The organism is Pseudomonas sp. GW456-12-1-14-TSB6 (genome assembly GCF_059424205.1).
In genome coordinates this window covers 19,794-39,356 of sequence record NZ_JBWKZE010000038.1, presented here as the reverse complement: position 1 = coordinate 39,356, position 19,563 = coordinate 19,794, and the positions used below count along the sequence as shown (strand labels likewise).

General features: G+C 61.7%; 21 protein-coding genes. 11 read left to right on the top strand and 10 right to left on the bottom strand.

From position 1 onward, the window contains the following. Positions 1-95 precede the first annotated feature (95 nt). The 8 genes from gcl (at position 96) to AC07Y2_RS25725 (ending at position 9,621) form a co-directional block, all read left to right on the top strand. Positions 96-1,871 (top strand): glyoxylate carboligase, encoded by a 1,776-nt coding sequence (gene gcl / locus AC07Y2_RS25760; protein ID WP_074687556.1) that lies wholly within the window; start codon positions 96-98, stop codon positions 1,869-1,871. A gap of 153 nt (positions 1,872-2,024) precedes the next feature. Next, entirely contained in the window at positions 2,025-2,807 is a 783-nt protein-coding gene (gene hyi / locus AC07Y2_RS25755) for a hydroxypyruvate isomerase (protein WP_011333102.1), read from the top strand. A 43-nt stretch (positions 2,808-2,850) separates the two neighbouring features. After that, the gene (locus AC07Y2_RS25750; RefSeq protein WP_103385702.1) at positions 2,851-3,744 is read left to right on the top strand and encodes a 2-hydroxy-3-oxopropionate reductase; all 894 of its coding nucleotides are present in this window, start codon (positions 2,851-2,853) and stop codon (positions 3,742-3,744) included. Between the two features lie 177 nt (positions 3,745-3,921). After that, positions 3,922-5,196: a glycerate kinase type-2 family protein gene (locus tag AC07Y2_RS25745; RefSeq protein WP_064594446.1), complete on the top strand. Its 1,275-nt coding sequence runs from the start codon at positions 3,922-3,924 to the stop codon at positions 5,194-5,196. Continuing rightward, the gene (pyk, locus tag AC07Y2_RS25740; protein WP_103385703.1) at positions 5,193-6,608 is read left to right on the top strand and encodes a pyruvate kinase; all 1,416 of its coding nucleotides are present in this window, start codon (positions 5,193-5,195) and stop codon (positions 6,606-6,608) included. The genes AC07Y2_RS25745 and pyk overlap by 4 nt, the downstream gene beginning before the upstream one ends. A 148-nt stretch (positions 6,609-6,756) precedes the next feature. Beyond that, positions 6,757-7,671 (top strand): urea transporter, encoded by a 915-nt coding sequence (locus AC07Y2_RS25735; RefSeq protein WP_103385704.1) that lies wholly within the window; start codon positions 6,757-6,759, stop codon positions 7,669-7,671. 21 nt (positions 7,672-7,692) lie between these two features. Then, positions 7,693-8,517, top strand: a complete 825-nt coding sequence (locus AC07Y2_RS25730; RefSeq protein WP_039769763.1) for an ion transporter — start codon at positions 7,693-7,695, stop codon at positions 8,515-8,517. Between the two features lie 105 nt (positions 8,518-8,622). Then, a complete protein-coding gene (locus AC07Y2_RS25725; protein ID WP_103385705.1) occupies positions 8,623-9,621 on the top strand; it encodes a sulfate ABC transporter substrate-binding protein in 999 nt (332 codons plus the stop codon). A 55-nt stretch (positions 9,622-9,676) separates the two neighbouring features. Here the strand turns inward: AC07Y2_RS25725 and AC07Y2_RS25720 are convergent, their stop codons facing one another. Continuing rightward, a complete protein-coding gene (locus AC07Y2_RS25720) occupies positions 9,677-10,297 on the bottom strand; it encodes a DUF5666 domain-containing protein (protein ID WP_103385706.1) in 621 nt (206 codons plus the stop codon). Between the two features lie 241 nt (positions 10,298-10,538). On the opposite strand from AC07Y2_RS25720, the gene AC07Y2_RS25715 reads away from it, so the two are divergent. Beyond that, entirely contained in the window at positions 10,539-11,726 is a 1,188-nt protein-coding gene (locus AC07Y2_RS25715) for an MFS transporter (protein ID WP_103385707.1), read from the top strand. 46 nt (positions 11,727-11,772) lie between these two features. On the opposite strand, the gene AC07Y2_RS25710 is transcribed toward AC07Y2_RS25715, so the two are convergent. After that, a complete protein-coding gene (locus AC07Y2_RS25710; RefSeq protein ID WP_103385708.1) occupies positions 11,773-12,177 on the bottom strand; it encodes a type II toxin-antitoxin system HicB family antitoxin in 405 nt (134 codons plus the stop codon). A 278-nt stretch (positions 12,178-12,455) separates the two neighbouring features. On the opposite strand from AC07Y2_RS25710, the gene AC07Y2_RS25705 reads away from it, so the two are divergent. Continuing rightward, complete coding sequence (locus AC07Y2_RS25705; RefSeq protein ID WP_007959254.1) at positions 12,456-12,923, top strand: helix-turn-helix domain-containing protein; 468 nt, start codon at positions 12,456-12,458, stop codon at positions 12,921-12,923. Continuing rightward, a complete protein-coding gene (locus tag AC07Y2_RS25700; RefSeq protein WP_103385709.1) occupies positions 12,920-13,495 on the top strand; it encodes a PIN domain-containing protein in 576 nt (191 codons plus the stop codon). Before AC07Y2_RS25705 ends, AC07Y2_RS25700 begins: the two co-directional genes overlap by 4 nt. Positions 13,496-13,548: 53 nt before the next feature. Here the strand turns inward: AC07Y2_RS25700 and AC07Y2_RS25695 are convergent, their stop codons facing one another. From AC07Y2_RS25695 to AC07Y2_RS25660, 8 genes are read right to left on the bottom strand one after another with little or no spacing between them, the layout of a single operon-like run. Then, positions 13,549-13,956: a hypothetical protein gene (locus AC07Y2_RS25695; RefSeq protein WP_039769751.1), complete on the bottom strand. Its 408-nt coding sequence runs from the start codon at positions 13,954-13,956 to the stop codon at positions 13,549-13,551. A gap of 25 nt (positions 13,957-13,981) precedes the next feature. Continuing rightward, positions 13,982-15,184 (bottom strand): c-type cytochrome biogenesis protein CcmI, encoded by a 1,203-nt coding sequence (gene ccmI / locus AC07Y2_RS25690; RefSeq protein ID WP_007959249.1) that lies wholly within the window; start codon positions 15,182-15,184, stop codon positions 13,982-13,984. Continuing rightward, complete coding sequence (locus tag AC07Y2_RS25685) at positions 15,181-15,651, bottom strand: cytochrome c-type biogenesis protein (RefSeq protein ID WP_011333089.1); 471 nt, start codon at positions 15,649-15,651, stop codon at positions 15,181-15,183. Before AC07Y2_RS25685 ends, ccmI begins: the two co-directional genes overlap by 4 nt. Further along, positions 15,648-16,184 carry a DsbE family thiol:disulfide interchange protein gene (locus AC07Y2_RS25680; RefSeq protein ID WP_103385710.1) on the bottom strand — a complete coding sequence of 179 codons (537 nt, stop codon included), beginning with the start codon at positions 16,182-16,184 and terminating at the stop codon, positions 15,648-15,650. Before AC07Y2_RS25680 ends, AC07Y2_RS25685 begins: the two co-directional genes overlap by 4 nt. Continuing rightward, positions 16,181-18,169, bottom strand: coding sequence for a heme lyase CcmF/NrfE family subunit (locus tag AC07Y2_RS25675; RefSeq protein WP_064594418.1), 1,989 nt, complete (start codon positions 18,167-18,169; stop codon positions 16,181-16,183). The genes AC07Y2_RS25680 and AC07Y2_RS25675 overlap by 4 nt, the downstream gene beginning before the upstream one ends. A gap of 3 nt (positions 18,170-18,172) precedes the next feature. Further along, positions 18,173-18,628, bottom strand: a complete 456-nt coding sequence (gene ccmE / locus AC07Y2_RS25670; RefSeq protein WP_011333086.1) for a cytochrome c maturation protein CcmE — start codon at positions 18,626-18,628, stop codon at positions 18,173-18,175. Then, on the bottom strand, positions 18,625-18,801 hold the full coding sequence (gene ccmD, locus AC07Y2_RS25665; RefSeq protein ID WP_011333085.1) for a heme exporter protein CcmD: 177 nt from the start codon (positions 18,799-18,801) through the stop codon (positions 18,625-18,627). The genes ccmE and ccmD overlap by 4 nt, the downstream gene beginning before the upstream one ends. Further along, the gene (locus AC07Y2_RS25660) at positions 18,798-19,553 is read right to left on the bottom strand and encodes a heme ABC transporter permease (RefSeq protein ID WP_039769743.1); all 756 of its coding nucleotides are present in this window, start codon (positions 19,551-19,553) and stop codon (positions 18,798-18,800) included. Before AC07Y2_RS25660 ends, ccmD begins: the two co-directional genes overlap by 4 nt. Positions 19,554-19,563 lie beyond the last annotated feature (10 nt).

The window sequence follows — 19,563 nt, the reverse complement described above, 5'->3', positions numbered from 1 at the left end:
CTTGAGAAAATGGATTGACCTGCGCCGTCCGCCGTGAATACACTCTGCGCAAAGCCACTTGTATACAATTACAAAACGTAAAGAGGCACAAAACCATGAGCAAAATGAGAGCAATCGAAGCCGCCGTTCTGGTGATGCGCCGTGAAGGGGTTGATACCGCTTTTGGCATTCCAGGCGCTGCAATCAACCCGCTGTACTCCGCCCTGCAGAAAGTCGGTGGCATCGATCACGTCCTCGCTCGCCACGTTGAAGGCGCCTCGCACATGGCCGAGGGCTACACCCGCACCAAGGCCGGCAACATCGGCGTGTGCATCGGTACTTCCGGCCCGGCCGGTACTGACATGGTCACCGGTCTGTACAGCGCCTCCGCGGACTCGATCCCGATCCTCTGCATCACCGGGCAAGCCCCCCGCGCCCGTATGCACAAGGAAGACTTCCAGGCCGTCGACATCACCAGCATCGTCAAGCCGGTGACCAAGTGGGCGACCACCGTTCTGGAGCCGGGCCAGGTGCCTTACGCCTTCCAGAAAGCCTTCTACGAAATGCGCTCCGGCCGTCCGGGCCCGGTGCTGATCGACCTGCCGTTCGACGTGCAGATGGCTGAAATCGAATTCGACATCGACGCCTACCAGCCACTGCCGCTGGCCAAGCCGAGCGCGACCCGCGTGCAAGTCGAAAAAGCCCTGGCGATGCTCGATCAGGCCGAGCGTCCATTGCTGGTCGCCGGCGGCGGCATCATCAACGCCGATGCCAGCGAATTGCTGGTCGAGTTCGCCGAGCTGACCGGCATTCCAGTGATCCCGACCCTAATGGGCTGGGGCACCATCCCGGACGATCACCCGCTGATGGTCGGCATGGTCGGTCTGCAGACTTCGCACCGTTACGGCAACGCCACGATGCTGAAATCCGACGTGGTCCTGGGCGTCGGCAACCGCTGGGCCAACCGTCACACCGGTTCGGTCGACGTCTACACCGAAGGCCGCAAATTCATTCACGTTGACATCGAACCGACCCAGATCGGCCGCGTGTTCACCCCGGACCTGGGCATCGTTTCCGACGCCGCTGCCGCGCTGACCGTGTTCATCGAAGTCGCCCGTGAATGGCAAGCCGCCGGCAAGCTGAAAAACCGCAGTGCCTGGCTGCAGGACTGCCAGCAGCGCAAGGCCAGCCTGCAACGCAAGACCCACTTCGACAATGTGCCGGTCAAACCGCAGCGCGTTTACGAAGAAATGAACCAGGTGTTCGGCAAGGACACCTGCTACGTCAGCACCATTGGTCTGTCGCAGATTGCCGGCGCGCAGTTCCTGCACGTCTACAAGCCGCGTCACTGGATCAACTGCGGCCAGGCAGGCCCGTTGGGCTGGACCATTCCGGCAGCGCTGGGCGTGGTGAAGGCCGATCCGAACCGTAAAGTCGTGGCCCTGTCGGGGGACTATGACTTCCAGTTCATGATCGAAGAACTGGCGGTCGGCGCTCAGTTCAAACTGCCGTACATCCACGTCGTGGTGAACAACTCGTATCTGGGACTGATCCGTCAGGCCCAGCGCGGGTTCGATATGGACTACTGCGTGCAGCTGTCCTTCGATAATCTGAACGCGCCGGAACTCAACGGTTATGGTGTCGACCACGTCGCAGTCGCCGAAGGCCTCGGCTGCAAGGCACTGCGCGTGTTCGAACCGGCTGACATCGCCCCTGCCCTGCGCAAGGCCGAACAGCTGATCGAAGAGTTCAAGGTGCCGGTGATCGTCGAGATCATTCTGGAGCGTGTGACCAACATCTCCATGGGGACCGAGATCAACGCCGTCAACGAATTCGAAGACCTGGCGCTGGTCGGCAACGATGCGCCTACCGCGATTTCGTTGCTCGATTAACTGCTTTTGCTTGATCGTTCCCACGTCGAGGCGTCGAACCGTCTGCGTGGGAATGCAGCCGGGGACGCTCTGCGTCCCAAAGCGGACGCAGAGCGTCCATAGAGGCATTCCCACGCAGAGCGTGGGAACGAGAATCTAGAACGGGAGACCACCATGCCGCGTTTCGCAGCCAACCTGTCCATGCTGTTCACCGAACAGGATTTCCTTGCCCGTTTCGACGCCGCCGCCAAGGCTGGCTTCAGCGGTGTCGAGTATCTGTTCCCGTACGATTTCAGTTCTGCCGAAATCAAGGCCAGACTCGACGCCAACGGTCTGACCCAAGTGCTTTTCAACCTGCCGGCCGGTGACTGGGCCAAGGGCGAGCGCGGTATCGCGTGCCTGCCGGACCGGGTCGAAGAGTTCCGCGCCGGGGTTGATCTGGCCATCGCTTACGCACAGGTTCTGGGCAACACCCAGGTCAACTGCCTGGCCGGCATCCGTCCGCAGGGCGTGGACGATGCCACCGTTGAAAAGACCTTCGTCGCCAATCTCAAGTACGCCGCCGACAAGCTGCAAGCCGTCGGCATCAAACTGGTGATGGAAGCGATCAACACCCGCGACATCCCGGGCTTCTACCTGAACAACACGGCGCAGGCCCTGTCGATTCGCGAGCAGGTCGGCAGCGCCAATCTGTTCCTGCAATACGACATCTATCACATGCAAATCATGGAAGGCGATCTGGCCCGCACCCTGCAATCGCACCTGGCCGAGATCAACCATGTGCAGTTGGCCGACAACCCGGGCCGCAACGAGCCTGGCACTGGCGAGATCAACTACCGCTTCCTGTTCGAACACCTTGATCGCATCGGTTATCAGGGCTGGGTCGGCTGTGAGTACAAACCGCTGACCACCACGGAAGCAGGCCTCGGCTGGCTGAAGACCCACAACGCGATCTGACCCCCTATTTGCTTGAGCAAGACAAAAACAAGAGGATTTTCTCATGGCTAAAATCGGATTCATCGGCACCGGCATCATGGGCCACCCAATGGCGGCGAACCTGCAGAAAGCCGGTCACAGCCTGTTCCTGTCGGCGCACCACGACACCGCCCCTGCCGACCTGGTCGCCGCTGGCGCCGTCGCTCTGGCCAACCCACGCGAAGTGGCGCAGGAAGCTGAATTCATCATCGTCATGGTGCCGGATACTCCGCAGGTCGAAGACGTGCTGTTCCGCGCGGACGGCGTCGCTGCCGGCATCGGCAAAGGCAAAGTCGTGATCGACATGAGTTCGATCTCGCCGACCGCCACCAAGGCTTTCGCCGCGAAGATCAACGAGAAAGGCGCGCAGTACCTCGACGCCCCGGTGTCCGGTGGTGAAGTCGGTGCCAAGGCCGCGACCCTGAGCATCATGGTCGGTGGCGACGCCGATGCCTTCGAACGCGCACTGCCGCTGTTCCAGGCCATGGGCAAGAACATCACCCTGGTCGGTGGCAATGGCGACGGTCAGACCGCCAAGGTTGCGAACCAGATCATCGTTGCCCTGAACATTCAGGCCGTGGCCGAAGCCCTGCTGTTCGCTTCGAAAAACGGTGCCGATCCGGCCAAGGTGCGCGAAGCGCTGATGGGCGGTTTCGCTTCCTCGAAGATCCTCGAAGTGCACGGCGAGCGCATGATCAAGGGCACTTTCGATCCGGGCTTCCGCATCAGCCTGCACCAGAAGGACCTGAACCTGGCCCTGCAAGGCGCCAAGGAGCTGAACATCAACCTGCCGAACACCGCCAACGCCCAGCAAGTGTTCAGCACCTGCGCGGCCATCGGTGGCAGCAACTGGGACCACTCGGCGCTGATCAAGGGCCTGGAACACATGGCCAACTTCTCGATTCGCGACAAGAAGTAAGCCCTGCCCCGTCGCTCGTTCCCACGTCGAGGCGTCGAACCGTTTGCGTGGGAATGCAGCCCGGGACGCTCCGCGTCCCTGCCGAAGCGGACGCAGAGCGTCCATTGAGGCATTCCCACGCAGAGCGTGGGAACGATCACCCGCACTAACCAAGAACAATAAGAATGGGAGCCCGCCATGTCGGTCGATCCGCAACAACTGCTGCGCGAGCTGTTTGCCACAGCCATCGACGCGGCCCATCCGAATCAGGTCCTCGAAGCGCATCTGCCGGCCGATCGCACAGGTCGCGTGATCGTCATCGGCGCCGGCAAGGCTGCCGCGGCCATGGCGCAAGTGGTCGAGCGCTGCTGGGAAGGTGAAGTCTCGGGCCTTGTGGTGACCCGCTACGGTCACGGCGCCCCGTGCGAAAAAATCGAAGTGGTCGAAGCCGCGCACCCGGTGCCGGATGCTGCCGGGCTGGCGGTGGCCAAACGCGTGCTGGAACTGGTCAGCAACCTGACCGAAGACGACCGCGTGATTTTCCTGTTGTCCGGTGGCGGCTCTGCCCTGCTGGCGCTGCCGGCCGAAGGCATCACCCTGGCCGACAAACAATCGATCAACAAAGCCCTGCTCAAATCCGGCGCGACCATCGGCGAGATGAACTGCGTGCGCAAGCACCTCTCGGCGATCAAGGGCGGACGCCTGGGCAAAGCCTGCTGGCCGGCGACTGTTTATACCTACGCGATTTCCGATGTACCGGGCGACCTCGCCACGGTCATCGCCTCCGGCCCGACCGTGGCCGACCCGAGCACCAGCGCCGAAGCGCTGGCCATCATCAAGCGCTACGGCATCGAGATTCCGGCGTCCGTACGCAGCTGGCTGCAAAGCCCGGAATCGGAAACCGTCAAACCCGGTGATCCGAGCCTCGCCCGCAGTCACTTCCAGTTGATCGCCCGCCCTCAGCAATCGCTGGATGCGGCAGCGGTGAAATGCCGTCAGGCCGGTTTCAGCACGCTGATCCTCGGCGACCTGGAAGGCGAATCCCGCGAAGTGGCGAAAGTCCACGCCGGCATCGCGCGCCAGATCATCCATCACGGCCAGCCACTGGCAGCGCCGTGCGTGATCCTCTCCGGCGGCGAAACCACCGTGACCGTGCGCGGCAATGGCCGTGGCGGACGCAACGCCGAATTCCTCCTCAGCCTCACCGACAGCCTCAAGGGCCAGCCGGGCGTCTATGCGCTGGCCGGTGACACCGACGGCATCGACGGCTCGGAAGACAACGCCGGCGCGATCATGACCCCGGACAGCTACGCCCGCGCCGCTGCCCTGGGCCTGAGCGCCAGCGACGAGCTGGATAACAACAACGGCTACGGCTACTTCGCGGCGCTCGATGCGCTGATCGTCACCGAGCCGACCCGCACCAACGTCAACGACTTCCGCGCCATCCTGATCCTCGAGAGCTCTAAATCATGACGCCTGATAAAAAGGTCAAAATCCTCGCCACCCTCGGGCCTGCCGTCGACGGCATCGAAGACATCCGCGAGCTGGTCGAGGCCGGGGTCAACATCTTCCGCCTCAACTTCAGCCACGGCGATCACGCCGACCACGCCAAGCGCTATCAGTGGATCCGCGAAGTCGAGCGCCAGCTCAACTACCCGCTCGGGATCCTGATGGACCTGCAGGGGCCGAAACTGCGGGTCGGCAAGTTCGCTGACGGCAAGGTTCAGTTGCATCGCGGTCAGGCGTTCCGCCTCGATCTGGACGCAACGCCGGGCGATGAGCGCCGGGTGAACCTGCCGCATCCGGAGATCATCGCGGCGCTGGAAGCCGGGATGGATCTGCTGCTCGATGACGGCAAACTGCGTCTGCGGGTCGTCACCAAATACACCGACGCAATCGACACCACCGTGCTCAATGGCGGTGAATTGTCGGACCGCAAAGGCGTGAACGTGCCGCAAGCGGTGCTCGACCTGAGCCCGCTGACCACCAAGGATCGCCGCGACCTGAGCTTCGGTCTGGAGCTGGGTGTGGACTGGGTCGCGCTGTCGTTCGTGCAGCGTCCGCAAGACATCCTCGAGGCCCGCACGCTGATCGGCGACAAGGCGTTTCTGATGGCGAAAATCGAGAAGCCGTCGGCCGTCGAGCAACTGCGCGAGATCGCCGAACTGAGCGACGCGATCATGGTGGCTCGCGGTGACCTGGGCGTGGAAGTGCCGGCCGAGAGCGTGCCGCAAATCCAGAAGAACATCATCACCACTTGCCGCCAGCTCGGCAAACCAGTGGTGGTGGCGACGCAGATGCTCGAGTCGATGCGCTTCTCCCCGGCGCCGACCCGCGCCGAAGTCACCGACGTGGCCAACGCCGTGGCCGAAGGCGCCGATGCGGTGATGCTGTCGGCAGAAACCGCGTCCGGCGAGTACCCGCTGGAGGCCGTGCAGATGATGAGCAAGATCATCCGCCAGGTGGAGAACGGTCCGGACTACCAAACCCAGCTCGACGTCAGCCGGCCGAAAGCCGAAGCGACCGTGTCCGATGCGATCAGTTGTGCGATCCGCCGGATCAGCAACGTGCTGCCGGTGGCGGTGCTGGTCAACTACAGCGAGTCCGGCGCATCGAGTCTGCGTGCGGCACGGGAGCGGCCAAAGGCACCGATCCTCAACCTGACGCCGAACCTGCAGACCGCCCGCCGGCTGAGCGTGGCGTGGGGCATTCATTCGGTGGTCAATGATCGCCTGCGTCAAGTGGATGAGGTGTGCTCGACCGCGCTGGAAATCGCTCAGGCGCAAGGAATGGCCGAGCGTGGCGATACGTTGCTGATTACCGCGGGTGTGCCGTTCGGGCAGCCGGGATCGACTAATTCGCTGCGGATCGAAACATTGATTTAACCACTGACCAAGATCGTTCCCACGCTCCGCGTGGGAATGCGGCCCGGGACGCTCCGCGTCCCAAGAGCAGACGCAGAGCGTCCTTTGAGGCATTCCCACGCAGACGGTTCGACGTGGGAACGATCAGTACTGACTTTTTAGAACTGCCATGCCTGCCAATCATTTCAACACCCACTGCCCTGACTGGGCCGAGGCTTTGCTCAACGGCTTCAGTCAAATCTTCCTCCAGCGCCATCCGCTGTGTGGACTCCTGTGCCTTTTGGCCATTTTATTTACCGCGCCGGTGCTGTTCGCCGGCGCGCTGCTGGGCGCGGTCGCCGGATTGCTCACCGCGCAACGGCGCAACTACGCCAAGGCGGATCGTCAGGCCGGACTGTTCAGCTACAACGGCGTGCTGGTCGGCCTGTTGCTGAGCCTGTATTTCCCCTGGTCGCCGATGCTGCCGCCGCTGATTCTGGCGGCCGGTGGCCTGAGCGCGATGATCACGCAGCAGTGGCTCAAACGTGCACGCCTCACCGAATACCTGCCCGCCTACACTGCGCCGTTCGTATTGTTGAGCTGGGTGTTCCTGTGTTTCGCCGAGCCTTTATCCGCCGCACCGGCGCTTGAACTCAATACCGTGAACCTGCTCGGTGCCGCCCTGAAAGGCTTCGGTCAGGTGATGTTCCTCGACCATCCGTTGGCCGGTGGATTGATCGCCGCCGGTTTGCTGATCGCCGATCGCCGGGCCTTTGCCTGGGCGCTGCTGGCTTCGGTAATCGGTCTGGGTTCCAGCCTGTTGCACCACGACAGCCAGATCGCGTTGTTGGGCCTGGGCGGCTACAACGCCGTCCTCGCCGCCCTCGCCTTCAGCGCCCAGCGCCAACAACCGTGGCTGCCGCTGTTCGGCATCGGTCTGGCGCTGCTGCTGACGCCGCTGTTCAGTGCCCTGGGTCTGGCAACCCTCACGGCACCGTTCATTCTCGCCTGCTGGCTGCTGCGCACCGGCATTCGCCTGATGCAACAACCGCAGATCAGCGGCGCGCCTTGCGCTCGCGGGGAGAATCAACCTAGGCTGCGCTGATCTTTGATTCAGGCGTGATCCATGGACAGTAACCAGCACTGGCGTGAACAGCTTTACGTCATGATTTTCCAGAGCGACACCCCCGCCGGGCGACGTTTCGACGGCATCCTGCTGTTGATCATTCTCGCCAGCCTGGTGATCGTGATGCTCGACAGCATCGACAGCGTTCACCGCAATTACGCCGATGTGCTGGCGTATATCGAGTGGGGGTTCACCATCATCTTTGCCGGCGAGTACATCCTGCGTCTGTACTGCTCACCCAAACCGTTGCGCTATGCCTTCAGTTTTTACGGATTGGTGGATCTGCTGGCGATCGTGCCGGGCATCCTCGCGCTGTACTACAGCGATGCGCAGTACTTGCTGATTATCCGGATCATCCGGATGCTGCGAATTTTCCGCGTCCTCAAACTCAGTCCGTACCTCAAGCAAGCCAACTACCTGATGTCGGCGCTGCGTGGCAGCAAGCAGAAGATCGTGGTGTTTCTGGTGAGCGTCTGCACACTGGTGACGGTCTTCGGCACGTTGATGTACGTGATCGAAGGCCCGGAACACGGTTTCACCAGCATTCCCAAGGGTATCTATTGGGCTATCGTGACCCTGACCACCGTCGGCTTTGGCGACATCGTGCCGAAGACTCCGTTGGGCCAGGTGATTTCGTCGCTGGTGATGATCACCGGTTACTCGATCATCGCGGTGCCCACCGGGATCTTCACCGCCGAACTGGCCAATGCGATGCGTGGTGAACAGTTGCAACACGACTGCCCGGTTTGCCAGAAAAAAAGCCATGAAAGCGGCGCCGCATTCTGTTCGCGATGCGGTAATCCGTTATTCAAGAAAATGGAATAAGCAAAGTTCTTTTTAATCTTTAAGCGACTATGCGCGCCCCGCTATAGTCGCTGGCAAATGGCCTTATCATTGTCAAAAACACCCCCACAGAACAAGGAATGCGCAGTGAAAAAACTCTTTGGCACCTCACTTCTCGCCGCAGGTCTTGCCTTCGGCAGCGTGGCTCAGGCCGCACCGACCCTGCTCAACGTGTCCTACGACGTGATGCGCGATTTCTACAAGGACTACAACACTGCGTTCCAGAAACACTGGCAGGCCGAACACAACGAAAACATCACCGTGCAGATGTCTTTCGGCGGTTCGAGCAAGCAAGCCCGTTCGGTGATCGACGGCCTGCCGGCTGACGTCATTACCATGAACATGGCCACCGACATCAACGCCCTGGCCGACAACGGTCAACTGGTGCCGAAGGACTGGGTCACCCGCCTGCCAAACAACAGTGCGCCATTCACCTCGGCCACCGTGTTCATCGTGCGCAAAGGCAACCCGAAAGCCCTGAAAGACTGGCCGGACCTGCTCAAGGACGGCGTGCAGGTGATCGTGCCGAACCCGAAAACTTCGGGCAACGGCCGCTACACCTACCTGTCCGCCTGGGGCTACGTGCTGAAAAACGGCGGTGACGAGAACAAGGCCAAAGACTTCGTCGGCAAGCTGTTCAAACAGGCGCCGGTGCTGGATACCGGTGGCCGCGCCGCGACCACCACGTTCATGACCAACCAGATCGGCGACGTGCTGGTGACATTCGAAAACGAAGCCGAAATGATCGCCCGCGAGTTCGGCCGCGACCAGTTCGAAGTCATCTACCCAAGCGTCTCCGCCGAAGCCGAGCCGCCGGTGTCGGTGGTCGACAAAGTGGTCGAGAAGAAAGGCTCCCGCGCCGCTGCCGAGGAATACCTGAAGTTCCTGTGGTCACCACAAGGTCAGGAAATCGCGGCCGCCAACTACCTGCGTCCACGTGACCCGGCGGTATTGGCCAAGTACACCGACCGCTTCCCGAAAGTCGATTTCCTGTCGGTCGAGAAGACCTTCGGCGACTGGCGCACCGTGCAGAAGACCCACTTCAACGATGGCGGAGTCTTCGACCAGATCTACAACGGCCAGTAAGGCGTGAGCTGACATGAAAAAGGCGACCTGCAGAGGTCGCCTTTTTTGTGGGCGTTTACATCGGTGGCTTGACGCCGTCCTTGCCCGCCGAGATCGATTGCGCGGTCAGCGTGCCGTCCGCGCTCTGGGTCACGAAGGTGACGATCTTCACCCCGACCTTGAGCAGGCTGCGATCACCCGGCGTCAGGTTGACGATCGGCACATCCTCCGGCACCAGGATCTTCTGCTGGCCGCCCTTGTAGTTGACGGTCAGCACCCGGCCGTTGCTCACCACCAGATCGCCGACGCTGCCATTGGTCATGCTGGTGCCCTTGGCCAGGTCGAACGGCCGATGACCATCGCCGCTGCCGGCCAGCTCCGGCGGGAACACGTGAACCTCCAGCGCCTTGAGCGTGCCATCCTCCTGGGGAATGGCGGCCGAGCCGATGTAGCTGCCGGGCTTGATGTCTTCGATATTGGCCAGGGTGACCGCGCGGACCTTGGTGTCCGGGGTCAATTGGATCACGACGTTTTCACCGCTGTTGACGTGAACCTTGAGCGAGTCGGCACTGACCCCGGTGATCTCGCCGCGCACGCCCATGCGCATGCCGGGCGCTTCGGCGGCCTGCACAGCAGTGGCGCCGAGCAGACTGATCAGGACAATGGTTGTGGTGTGGCGAAGCAACTGACGAAACATCGCAATCCTCCGTTGATGAATGTTGAAACCCGGTCACAACATAAGCACGCTATCGAACAAGATGTAAGTGAATGTATCATCGACGCTCAACGGTCGGACGCAAGGTTCGCCGATGAACAATGGATTGTTCGGCGCCACCTGTTCCGCAACGGAATAACTGATATCGATCAGAAGCCTCTACTGCCGGCTCGGCCCGTCCCTTAGCCTCACCGCATTCCTTTTCGCTGGATCGAGAAACCCTATGACCGCCACAACTCACACAATGACCCGAGGCATGGTGCTGCTGTTCGCTTTCTGCTGCGGCGCCATCGTTGCCAACATCTACTACGCCCAGCCGATCATCGGCCTGATCGCGCCGGATATCGGTCTGAGCGACACCATGGCCAGTTTCATCGTGTCGCTGACCCAGATCGGCTATGCGCTGGGCCTGTTCTTCCTGGTGCCGCTGGCGGATCTGCTGGAAAACCGCCGCCTGATGATCATCACCACCGTGGTGGCGATTGCCAGCCTGCTCGGCGCGGCGTTTACCGATCAACCGAATGTGTTCCTGCTGATTTCGTTGCTGGTGGGGTTCAGCTCGGTGTCGGTGCAGGTGTTGATTCCATTGGCGGCGCATCTGGCGCCGGAAGAATCCCGTGGCCGGGTGGTCGGCGGGATCATGGGTGGTTTGCTGCTGGGGATTCTGCTGGCGCGTCCGGTGTCCAGCGTGGTCGCCGACCACCTCGGCTGGCGGGCGATGTTCATGATCGCCGCAGCCTTGATGGCGGCGATCAGCGTGGTGCTGGCGTTGACCGTGCCCAAGCGCCAGCCGGATCACAGCGCCTCCTACGGCCAGTTGCTGGGTTCGTTGTGGACGCTGCTGCGCAAACAACCGGTGCTGCGTCAGCGGGCGTTTTACCAGGCTTGCATGTTCGCCACGTTCAGCCTGTTCTGGACCGCCGTGCCGCTGGAACTGGCGCGCAACCATGGCCTGTCCCAGAGTGAAATCGCGATCTTCGCCCTGGTCGGCGCGATCGGTGCCATTGCCGCGCCGATCAGCGGACGCCTGGCCGATGCCGGCCACACCCGCATCGCCTCGTTGCTGGCCATGCTGTTCGCCAGCCTGAGCTTCCTGCCCGCCTTCATCCACCCGGCCTACAGCGTGATCGGCCTGGCCGTGACCGGTGTGGTGCTCGACTTCTGCGTACAGATGAACATGGTGCTCGGCCAGCGCGCGGTCTACTCCCTCGACGCCAAAAGCCGCGGCCGCCTCAACGCGCTGTACATGACCAGCATCTTCGTCGGCGGCGCCTTCGGCTCGTCGGTTGCCAGTGCGGTGTACGAGCATGGCGGCTGGTTGTGGATCGTGATTGTCGGCAGCGCGTTCCCGCTGCTGGCGCTGGTGCGGTTTTTGAGTGCTTCGCAGAAGACCGTTCTGGCAACGGCCTAGAACCTGAAAAGCCCTGTCGGATCGCTGATCCGACAGGGCTCGAGGTTCAATGCCGGACCAGCTTTTCCATGGCGGCATCCGCCAGAAAAGAAGAGCGGCTTTTGACATTGTGCTCACGCACATAGCGGTCAATGCGCTGGATGACATAGCCCGGCAACGTCACGTTGACCTTTTCGGTCTTGCCCATGTACGGCGAGATGTCCAGCTCCAGCATGCCCCAGCCCATGTCGGCGAATTCCGGGTTGTTGCGATGGGTCGCCGCCGAGGTCGGCATCGGAATCGAATCCCCATCCGCCGCGATTTCCTGCAGCATGATATGGGCAATCTCGACGGCCGCGTTGTAGGCATCCTCAAACGTATCCCCGGCAGTAATCGCGCCGGGAATATCGGGGATCTGAATCCCGATGGCGGTGTTCTCGTCACCCCACTCGATGCCGATTGGGTATTGCATTGTGAAATTGCCTCGCCCATTAAAGTAACTCTAGAGATACCTTTAGTAGCCTGCGGAAGGTTGTGACACAACGTTGGTGGTTTTGCAGGATGTTTTGACTACCTGTCGGCGGTGTTTCCGACGGGTAGGCTGGCCAGTGTCAAGGCGCGGGCGTTCGTTGAATATGTGCAGGGGTTGTTGGCGAAAAGCCATAAAACTCCTACTCGTTTCGTTTATTGCGATTTTCGCTTATTTCGAATAACGTTCCGGCATTCCTCATTTCCAAAGCCGGACTCGCCATGTCGACCGTTATTCATCCCTCCATCAGCCTCCCCGTAGAACGCGAAGTAAAAGCCGCCATTGAAGGGCAGCGTGCCCTGGCGGCATACCTCGCGACCCATTTCGAGACTCAGCACATCCAGATTTTCGACGAGCAGAACGAAGCTCATCGCGTCGAACTGCCCACCTCGGCCCTGCGCTTGCTGATCGACATTCTGGCGGAACTGGCAGCCGGCAACGCGGTGCAGGTCGTACCGGTGCATGCCGAATTGACGACCCAGGAAGCCGCCGACCTCCTCAACGTCTCACGTCCACACCTCATAAAACTGCTGGAAAGCGGCGAGTTGTCCTACCACAAAACAGGCAAGCACCGACGTGTGCGTTTTGCCGATCTGATGGACTATAAGACCCGGCGCACCACCGCCAGCGAGCAGGCAATGGCGCTTCTCGCAGAGCAAGCTCAGGCGTTAAGGACAGGATACGAGTGAGGCATTCCTCTTTTACCGCTTTATATGATGCATGCGTCTTGTACCCTGCCCCCTTGAGAGACTTCCTCATGTGGCTTGCCCTCTCGGGGCGATTTCGGGCGCGATGGACCCAGGAGATTCACTGCGAATGGAAACGCAATCTGTTGAAGAACCGTCCTGACCTGACGATGGAACAGCTGGATCGTACGTCCGGCCTGATGGATCAAGCGATACCCGACGCCTGTGTCCATGACTATGAAGACCTGATTGCCGGCCTCACCTTGCCCGACTGCGATGATCGCCATGTTCTGGCGGCGGCCATCCGCTGCGGCGCAAGTGTGATAGTGACCTTCAACCAGAAAGACTTTCCCTGCAAAACGCTAGAGCCTTTCGGCATCGAGGCGCAGCATCCGGACGAGTTCGTCGACAACCTCTTGGGGCTTGATCCGGCAGCAGTGGTTGCTGCGGCCCAAAAGCAGCGTCGGCAGCTGAAAATGCCTGCCATGGACGTCGAACCTTTTCTTGATCTACTGCAACGACAAGACCTGGTTAAATCAGTCCAGGCACTCCGCGGCTATCACGCAATCCTTTGAAAGCTCATTACCCCCACACAGCAAAACGGCGATCCAAAGATCGCCGTTTTTCATTACTGCCCGAACTGCTTGCCCAGTCCCGCCGGTACGCCGTGGATGTTGGTTTCTTCCCACGGGCCGTTGGGGCTGATCGAGCGGCTCCAGCCGTTGTTCCAGCGGTAGTAGGTGCGCTGACGGTAGAAGGTGTTGGTCTGGTCGTCGAGCACGTAAACGCCCAGTTTCTGGTCCCAGTGGCTGTTGCCGCCCGGTGGTGGGGCGAAGCTGGCGGAGGTGCGCGGGACAGGTTTGGCGGGTTTGGCCGGGATGCCCGGCTTGCTCGGCGTCGGGCTGGTCGACGGGGTCGGGCTGGGTTGTGACGGTGGGATCGGCGGCAGCCGTGTGGTGGGCTCCGGTCGTTGCACCGCACATGCGCTCAAGCCCAGGGCCAGTGTGAGGACTGTGATACGGGCGATGGCGTTCATGGCGGTGCGTTCCTGTTGTGTCCGGCTATTTGTCCGGGCTGTCGATGGTCAGTGTCTGCGGCGCGGTGGTGCTGCTGGCCAGAGGCCCGCTGCGACCGACCCACTCACCGGCGGTCGGCTGACCGGCACGGGAGATGCGCGCAACCAGTTGGACTTCGGGGAAGTTCGACAGTTTCAATTGCGGCATCATCGCGTCGGCATCACCCAGTTCGACGGTCACCGGCAGATCGGCGACGGTCAGGCGCTTGGCCGCCAGCGGTGCCGGCGGGCCCGAGGTGGCGCGGGCAAAAATGAATACGCTGTCACCCGGTTGCACTTTGGCTTTGAGCTCGCTGGCCAGATCCACACGCACTTTCAACAACGCCGCCGCTTTCGCCGCCGGTGCCTGGGCGACCTTGCCGCCGCTGGCCTGCAGTTTTTCGGTGGCGCGGGTGATACCACCCTGCAGAGCCTCGCGGGATTTGTCCTGTGGTGGCAGTTGCGCCAGCAGACGGTTCCAGTAGTCGATGGCCTCCTGATAACGCTCGCCTTCGAACGCGGCGATGCCCAGCAGGCCGAGACTGGTGACTTCTTTCGGATCGGCTTTCAGCGCTTCATCGGTCAGAGCCTGAACCTTGTCCGACCATTTTTTGTTGTCGGCGAAGTATTGGGCCTGCGCCCACTGGCCGAGCAGTTCCGGCTGACGACCGGCCAGATTGACGGCACGCTCGAACATCTTCGCCGCATCAGCCGGACGATCCTGGGCCATGTAAGTGCGACCGAGGAAATACACGCCTTCAGCCGAATCCGGCTGCGCAGCGACTGCGCGTTCCAGACGCTGAGTCATCTCTTCCATCGACTGCGGCGCCTGGGCGAATTCCCGGGTCAGTTCGACCTTGTCGCTCGCGCCAAAGTGCAGGTACAGACCGAGGCCCAACACCGGCACCAGCACGGCTGCCAGCAATGGCAACGGCTTGCCCAGACGCGAAACCCGCGCCGGCGCCACACCTTCGGTGTCGGCCAACAGTTCCCGGGCCGCTTCGGCGCGGCCGCTGTCCATTTGCGCGGCGTCGAGCACGCCTTCCGCCTGCTGCGATTGCAGCTCGGCGACGCGTTCCTGATACAGCGCGACGTTGAGAGCGGTTCGATCCTCTTCACGCTGGGCGCGACGTTCGCGCAGAACGGGGATCAACAGAAAACTCAGGGCGACCAGAAGCAACAGCCCTGCGGCAAGCCAGAAATCAATCATTCTTGGTTTTTATCCAACAGTTGGTCGAGGCGCTGACGCTCTTCAGGAGACAGCGATTGCGGCGTCTCGGCGCGTTGCCCGCGACGGCGGCGGACGATCACGGCAATCACCACGAACCCACCCAGCAACAGGCCGGCCGGGCCGAACCAGAGCAAAGCGGTCTTGGCATTGAGCGCCGGTTTGTAGCGGACGAAATCACCGTAGCGGTCGACCATGAAGTCGATGATCTGCTGATTGTCCTTGCCCTCGCCGAGCATGCGGAAAATCTCTTTGCGCAGGTCGGCGGCAATCGGCGCGTTGGAGTCGGCGATGTCCTGGTTCTGGCACTTGGGGCAGCGCAGTTCCTTGGTCAGCTCGCGGAAACGCTCGCGATCGCCTTCTTTGGCGAACTCGTAGGTGTCGATGGCGGCGTGGGCCACGCCGGCCAGGCTCAAGCCCAGCACCATGGCGGCTAAAAAGCGCTTCATGGCTTGGCCTCATCGACCAGCGCCTGATACTTGGCCGCCAGTTTTTCCCGCCAGACCTGCTCGTCGATCACCCCGACGTACTTGTCGCGGATGATGCCCTTGGCGTCGATGAAGAAGGTTTCCGGCGCACCGTAGACACCGAGGTTCAGGCCCAGCGAGCCTTCGTCGTCGCGGATGTCCAGTTGATACGGATTGTGGAATTCGGCCAGCCACTTCAACGCATCGGCGTTGGTGTCCTTGTAGTTGATGCCGTAGATCACCACGCCGCGCTCGGCGAGCTTGTTCAGCACCGGGTGCTCGACCCGGCAGGAAATGCACCAGGTGCCCCAGACGTTGACCAGTGCCGGTTTGCCGAGAATGTCAGCGCGGGTCAGGGTCTTGTCGCCCTGCACTGCCGGCAGCGAAAACTCCGGAAACGGTTTGCCGATCATCGCCGACGGCAGTTCCGCCGGATCCAGGTACAGACCGCGATAAAGGAATACGGCCACCAGCAGGAAAATCGCCAATGGCACCAGCATCAACCAACGTCTCATGCAGCGGCTCCTTCCATGCCCAGCGCTTCACGCACGCGGGCTTTGACCTTCACTCGATAACGCCGATCCAGCGCCGCCAGCAGACCACCGAAACCGGTCAGCAGACCGCCGAACCAGATCCAGCGCACAAACGGTTTCACATGCACCCGCACCGCCCAGGCGCCATCGCCCAGCGGTTCGCCCAGGGCGACGTAGAGGTCGCGGGTGAAACCGGCGTCGATCCCGGCCTCGGTCATCACCGAGTTCTGCACGGTGTACAGACGTTTTTCCGGGTGCAGCACGCTGATTTCCTGACCGTTGCGGATCACCCGGACGGTGCCCTTGTCGGAGGTGAAGTTCGGGCCTTCGAAGTGCTTGGCGCCTTCGAACACGAACTGATAACCGGCCAGATCCATCGACTCGCCCGGTGCCAGACGCAGGTCGCGCTCGGCACTGTTCTGGCTCGACAACACCACGCCCAGCGCACAGACGGCGATACCGAGGTGGGCGATCTGCATGCCCCAGTAACTGCGGGTCAGGGTCGGCAGGCCTTTGATCAGACCTTTGTGGCGGGTCTTGTCGAAGATGTCGCGCACGCCGGCCAGCAACACCCAGGCCGCGAGCAGGAACGTCGCGATGACGGCCCAGTTGAAATCGCCGTAAGCGACACCGGCCACCACCGCCAGGGCAACGCTGCCCAGCAGCACCGGGGTCAGCATGCTGACCAGCCATTTAACCGGGGTGTCTTTCCAGCGCACGATCACACCGACCGCCATCACCAACATCAACAGCGCCATCAACGGAATGAACAACGCGTTGAAGTATGGCGGGCCGACCGACAGCTTGGCGCCGCTGATCGCGTCGAGAATCAGCGGATACAGCGTGCCGAGCAGGATCATCGACGCTGCCACCACCAGCACCAGGTTATTGCCCAGCAGCAGGGTTTCTCGCGACCACAGATTGAAACCGACCTGGCTCTTGACCACCGGGGCGCGCAAGGCAAACAGGGTCAGCGAACCACCGACCACGAACAGCAGGAAGATCAGGATAAACACGCCTCGCTCAGGATCGGAGGCAAACGCGTGCACCGAGGTCAGCACGCCGGAACGCACGAGGAAAGTGCCGAGCAGGCTCAGGGAGAACGCGGCAATCGCCAGCAACACCGTCCAGCTCTTGAACACGCCACGTTTCTCGGTGACCGCCAGCGAGTGAATCAACGCCGTGCCCACCAGCCATGGCATGAATGAGGCGTTTTCCACCGGGTCCCAGAACCACCAGCCGCCCCAGCCGAGTTCGTAGTAAGCCCACCACGAACCGAGGGTGATGCCGATGCCGAGGAAAGCCCAGGCGACGATGGTCCACGGACGCGACCAACGTGCCCACGCCGCATCGAGACGACCGCCGAGCAGTGCGGCGATGGCAAACGCGAAGGCCACCGAGAAACCGACGTAACCCATGTAGAGCATCGGCGGATGGACGATCAGGCCGATGTCCTGCAGCAATGGGTTGAGGTCACGACCATCGGCCGGGATCTGCGGCAGGATCCGCGAAAACGGGTTCGAGGTGAGGATCAGGAACAACAGGAAACCGGTGCTGATCATGCCCATCACCGCCAGCACGCGGGCGAGCATGACTTGCGGCAGTTGCCGGGAGAACACCGACACCGCGAAGGTCCAGCCGCCGAGGATCAACGCCCACAGCAGCAGCGACCCTTCGTGGGCGCCCCACACCGCGCTGAACTTGTAGTACCACGGCAAAGCACTGTTGGAGTTCATCGCGACGTAAGCCACGGAGAAATCGTCGGTCATGAACGCATAGGTCAGGCAACCGAAGGCGAATAGCAGGAATGCGAACTGCCCCCACGCCGCCGGTTGGGCGAGGCCCATCCACAGACGGTCGCCGCGCCAGGCACCGAGCAACGGCACCACGGCCTGCACCAGCGCGAAACACAGCGCCAGAATCATGGCCAGATGGCCCAGTTCAGGAATGAAAATGCTGGATGTCATCGATCAACCCTCCTTCGCAGGGGTTGGCGCGGATTGACCGCTGTCCTTCAGGGCCTTGGTCACTTCCGGCGGCATGTATTTTTCGTCGTGCTTGGCCAGCACTTCATCGGCAACCACCACGCCGTCGGCGTTGAGCTTGCCCAGCGCGACGATGCCCTGCCCTTCGCGGAACAGGTCCGGCAGGATCCCGCGATAGGTGATGGTCACGGACTTGTTGAAGTCGGTGACCACGAATTTGACGTCCAGCGAATCCGTGGAGCGTTGCAGCGAGCCCTTCTCGACCATGCCGCCGGCGCGGATGCGGGTGTCCTGCGGCGCTTCGCCGTTGGCGATCTGGGTCGGGGTGTAAAACAGGTTGATGTTCTGCTGCAGGGCGCTCAGGGCCAGGCCGACGGCAGCGCCGACCCCGACCAGAATTGCCAGGATGATGATCAGACGCTTTTTACGCAGCGGATTCACTTGCCGTTCTCCCGGCGCAGACGACGCGCCTCTTGTTGCAGATAGCGCTTGCGGGCCGCGATCGGCGCCGCCACGTTGAGGATCAGTACCGCCAGACAGATGCCGTAGGCCGACCAGACATACAGGCCGTGATGGCCCATGGCGAGGAAGTCGCCGAATGACGCGAAACTCATCGAGCGGCCTCCAGGCTGTTCTGCACTTCTTCTTTCACCCAACTGGCGCGGGCTTCGCGCTTGAGCACTTCAAGGCGCATGCGCAGCAACAGCACGGCGCCGAAGAAACAGTAGAAACCCAGCACCGTCAGCAGCAGCGGCAGCCACATTTCGACGGGCATCGCCGGTTTTTCGGTGAGGGTGAAGGTCGCGCCCTGGTGCAGGGTGTTCCACCACTCCACCGAGTATTTGATGATCGGGATGTTGATCACGCCGACGATGGCCAGCACCGCGCAGGCCTTGGCGGCGCTGTCGCGGTTGCTGATGGCGTTGCCCAGGGCGATCACGCCGAAATACAGGAACAGCAGAATCAGCATCGAGGTCAGACGCGCGTCCCAGACCCACCACGAACCCCAGGTCGGTTTGCCCCAGATCGCCCCGGTGACCAGCGCCACGGCGGTCATCCAGGCACCGATCGGCGCGGCGCATTGCAGGGCGACGTCGGCCAGTTTCATCTTCCACACCAGCCCGACCACACCGCACACCGCCAGCATCACGTAGATCGACTGAGCGAGCATCGCGGCGGGCACGTGGATATAGATGATGCGAAAGCTGTTGCCTTGCTGATAGTCCGGCGGCGCGAAGGCCAGGCCCCAGATGACGCCAACGCAGATCAGCAACAACGCGGCGAGGCTCAACCACGGCAAAAACTTGCTGCTGATGCCGTAGAACCACTTGGGCGAGCCGAGCTTGTGAAACCAGGTCCAGTTCATACTGTTTCCA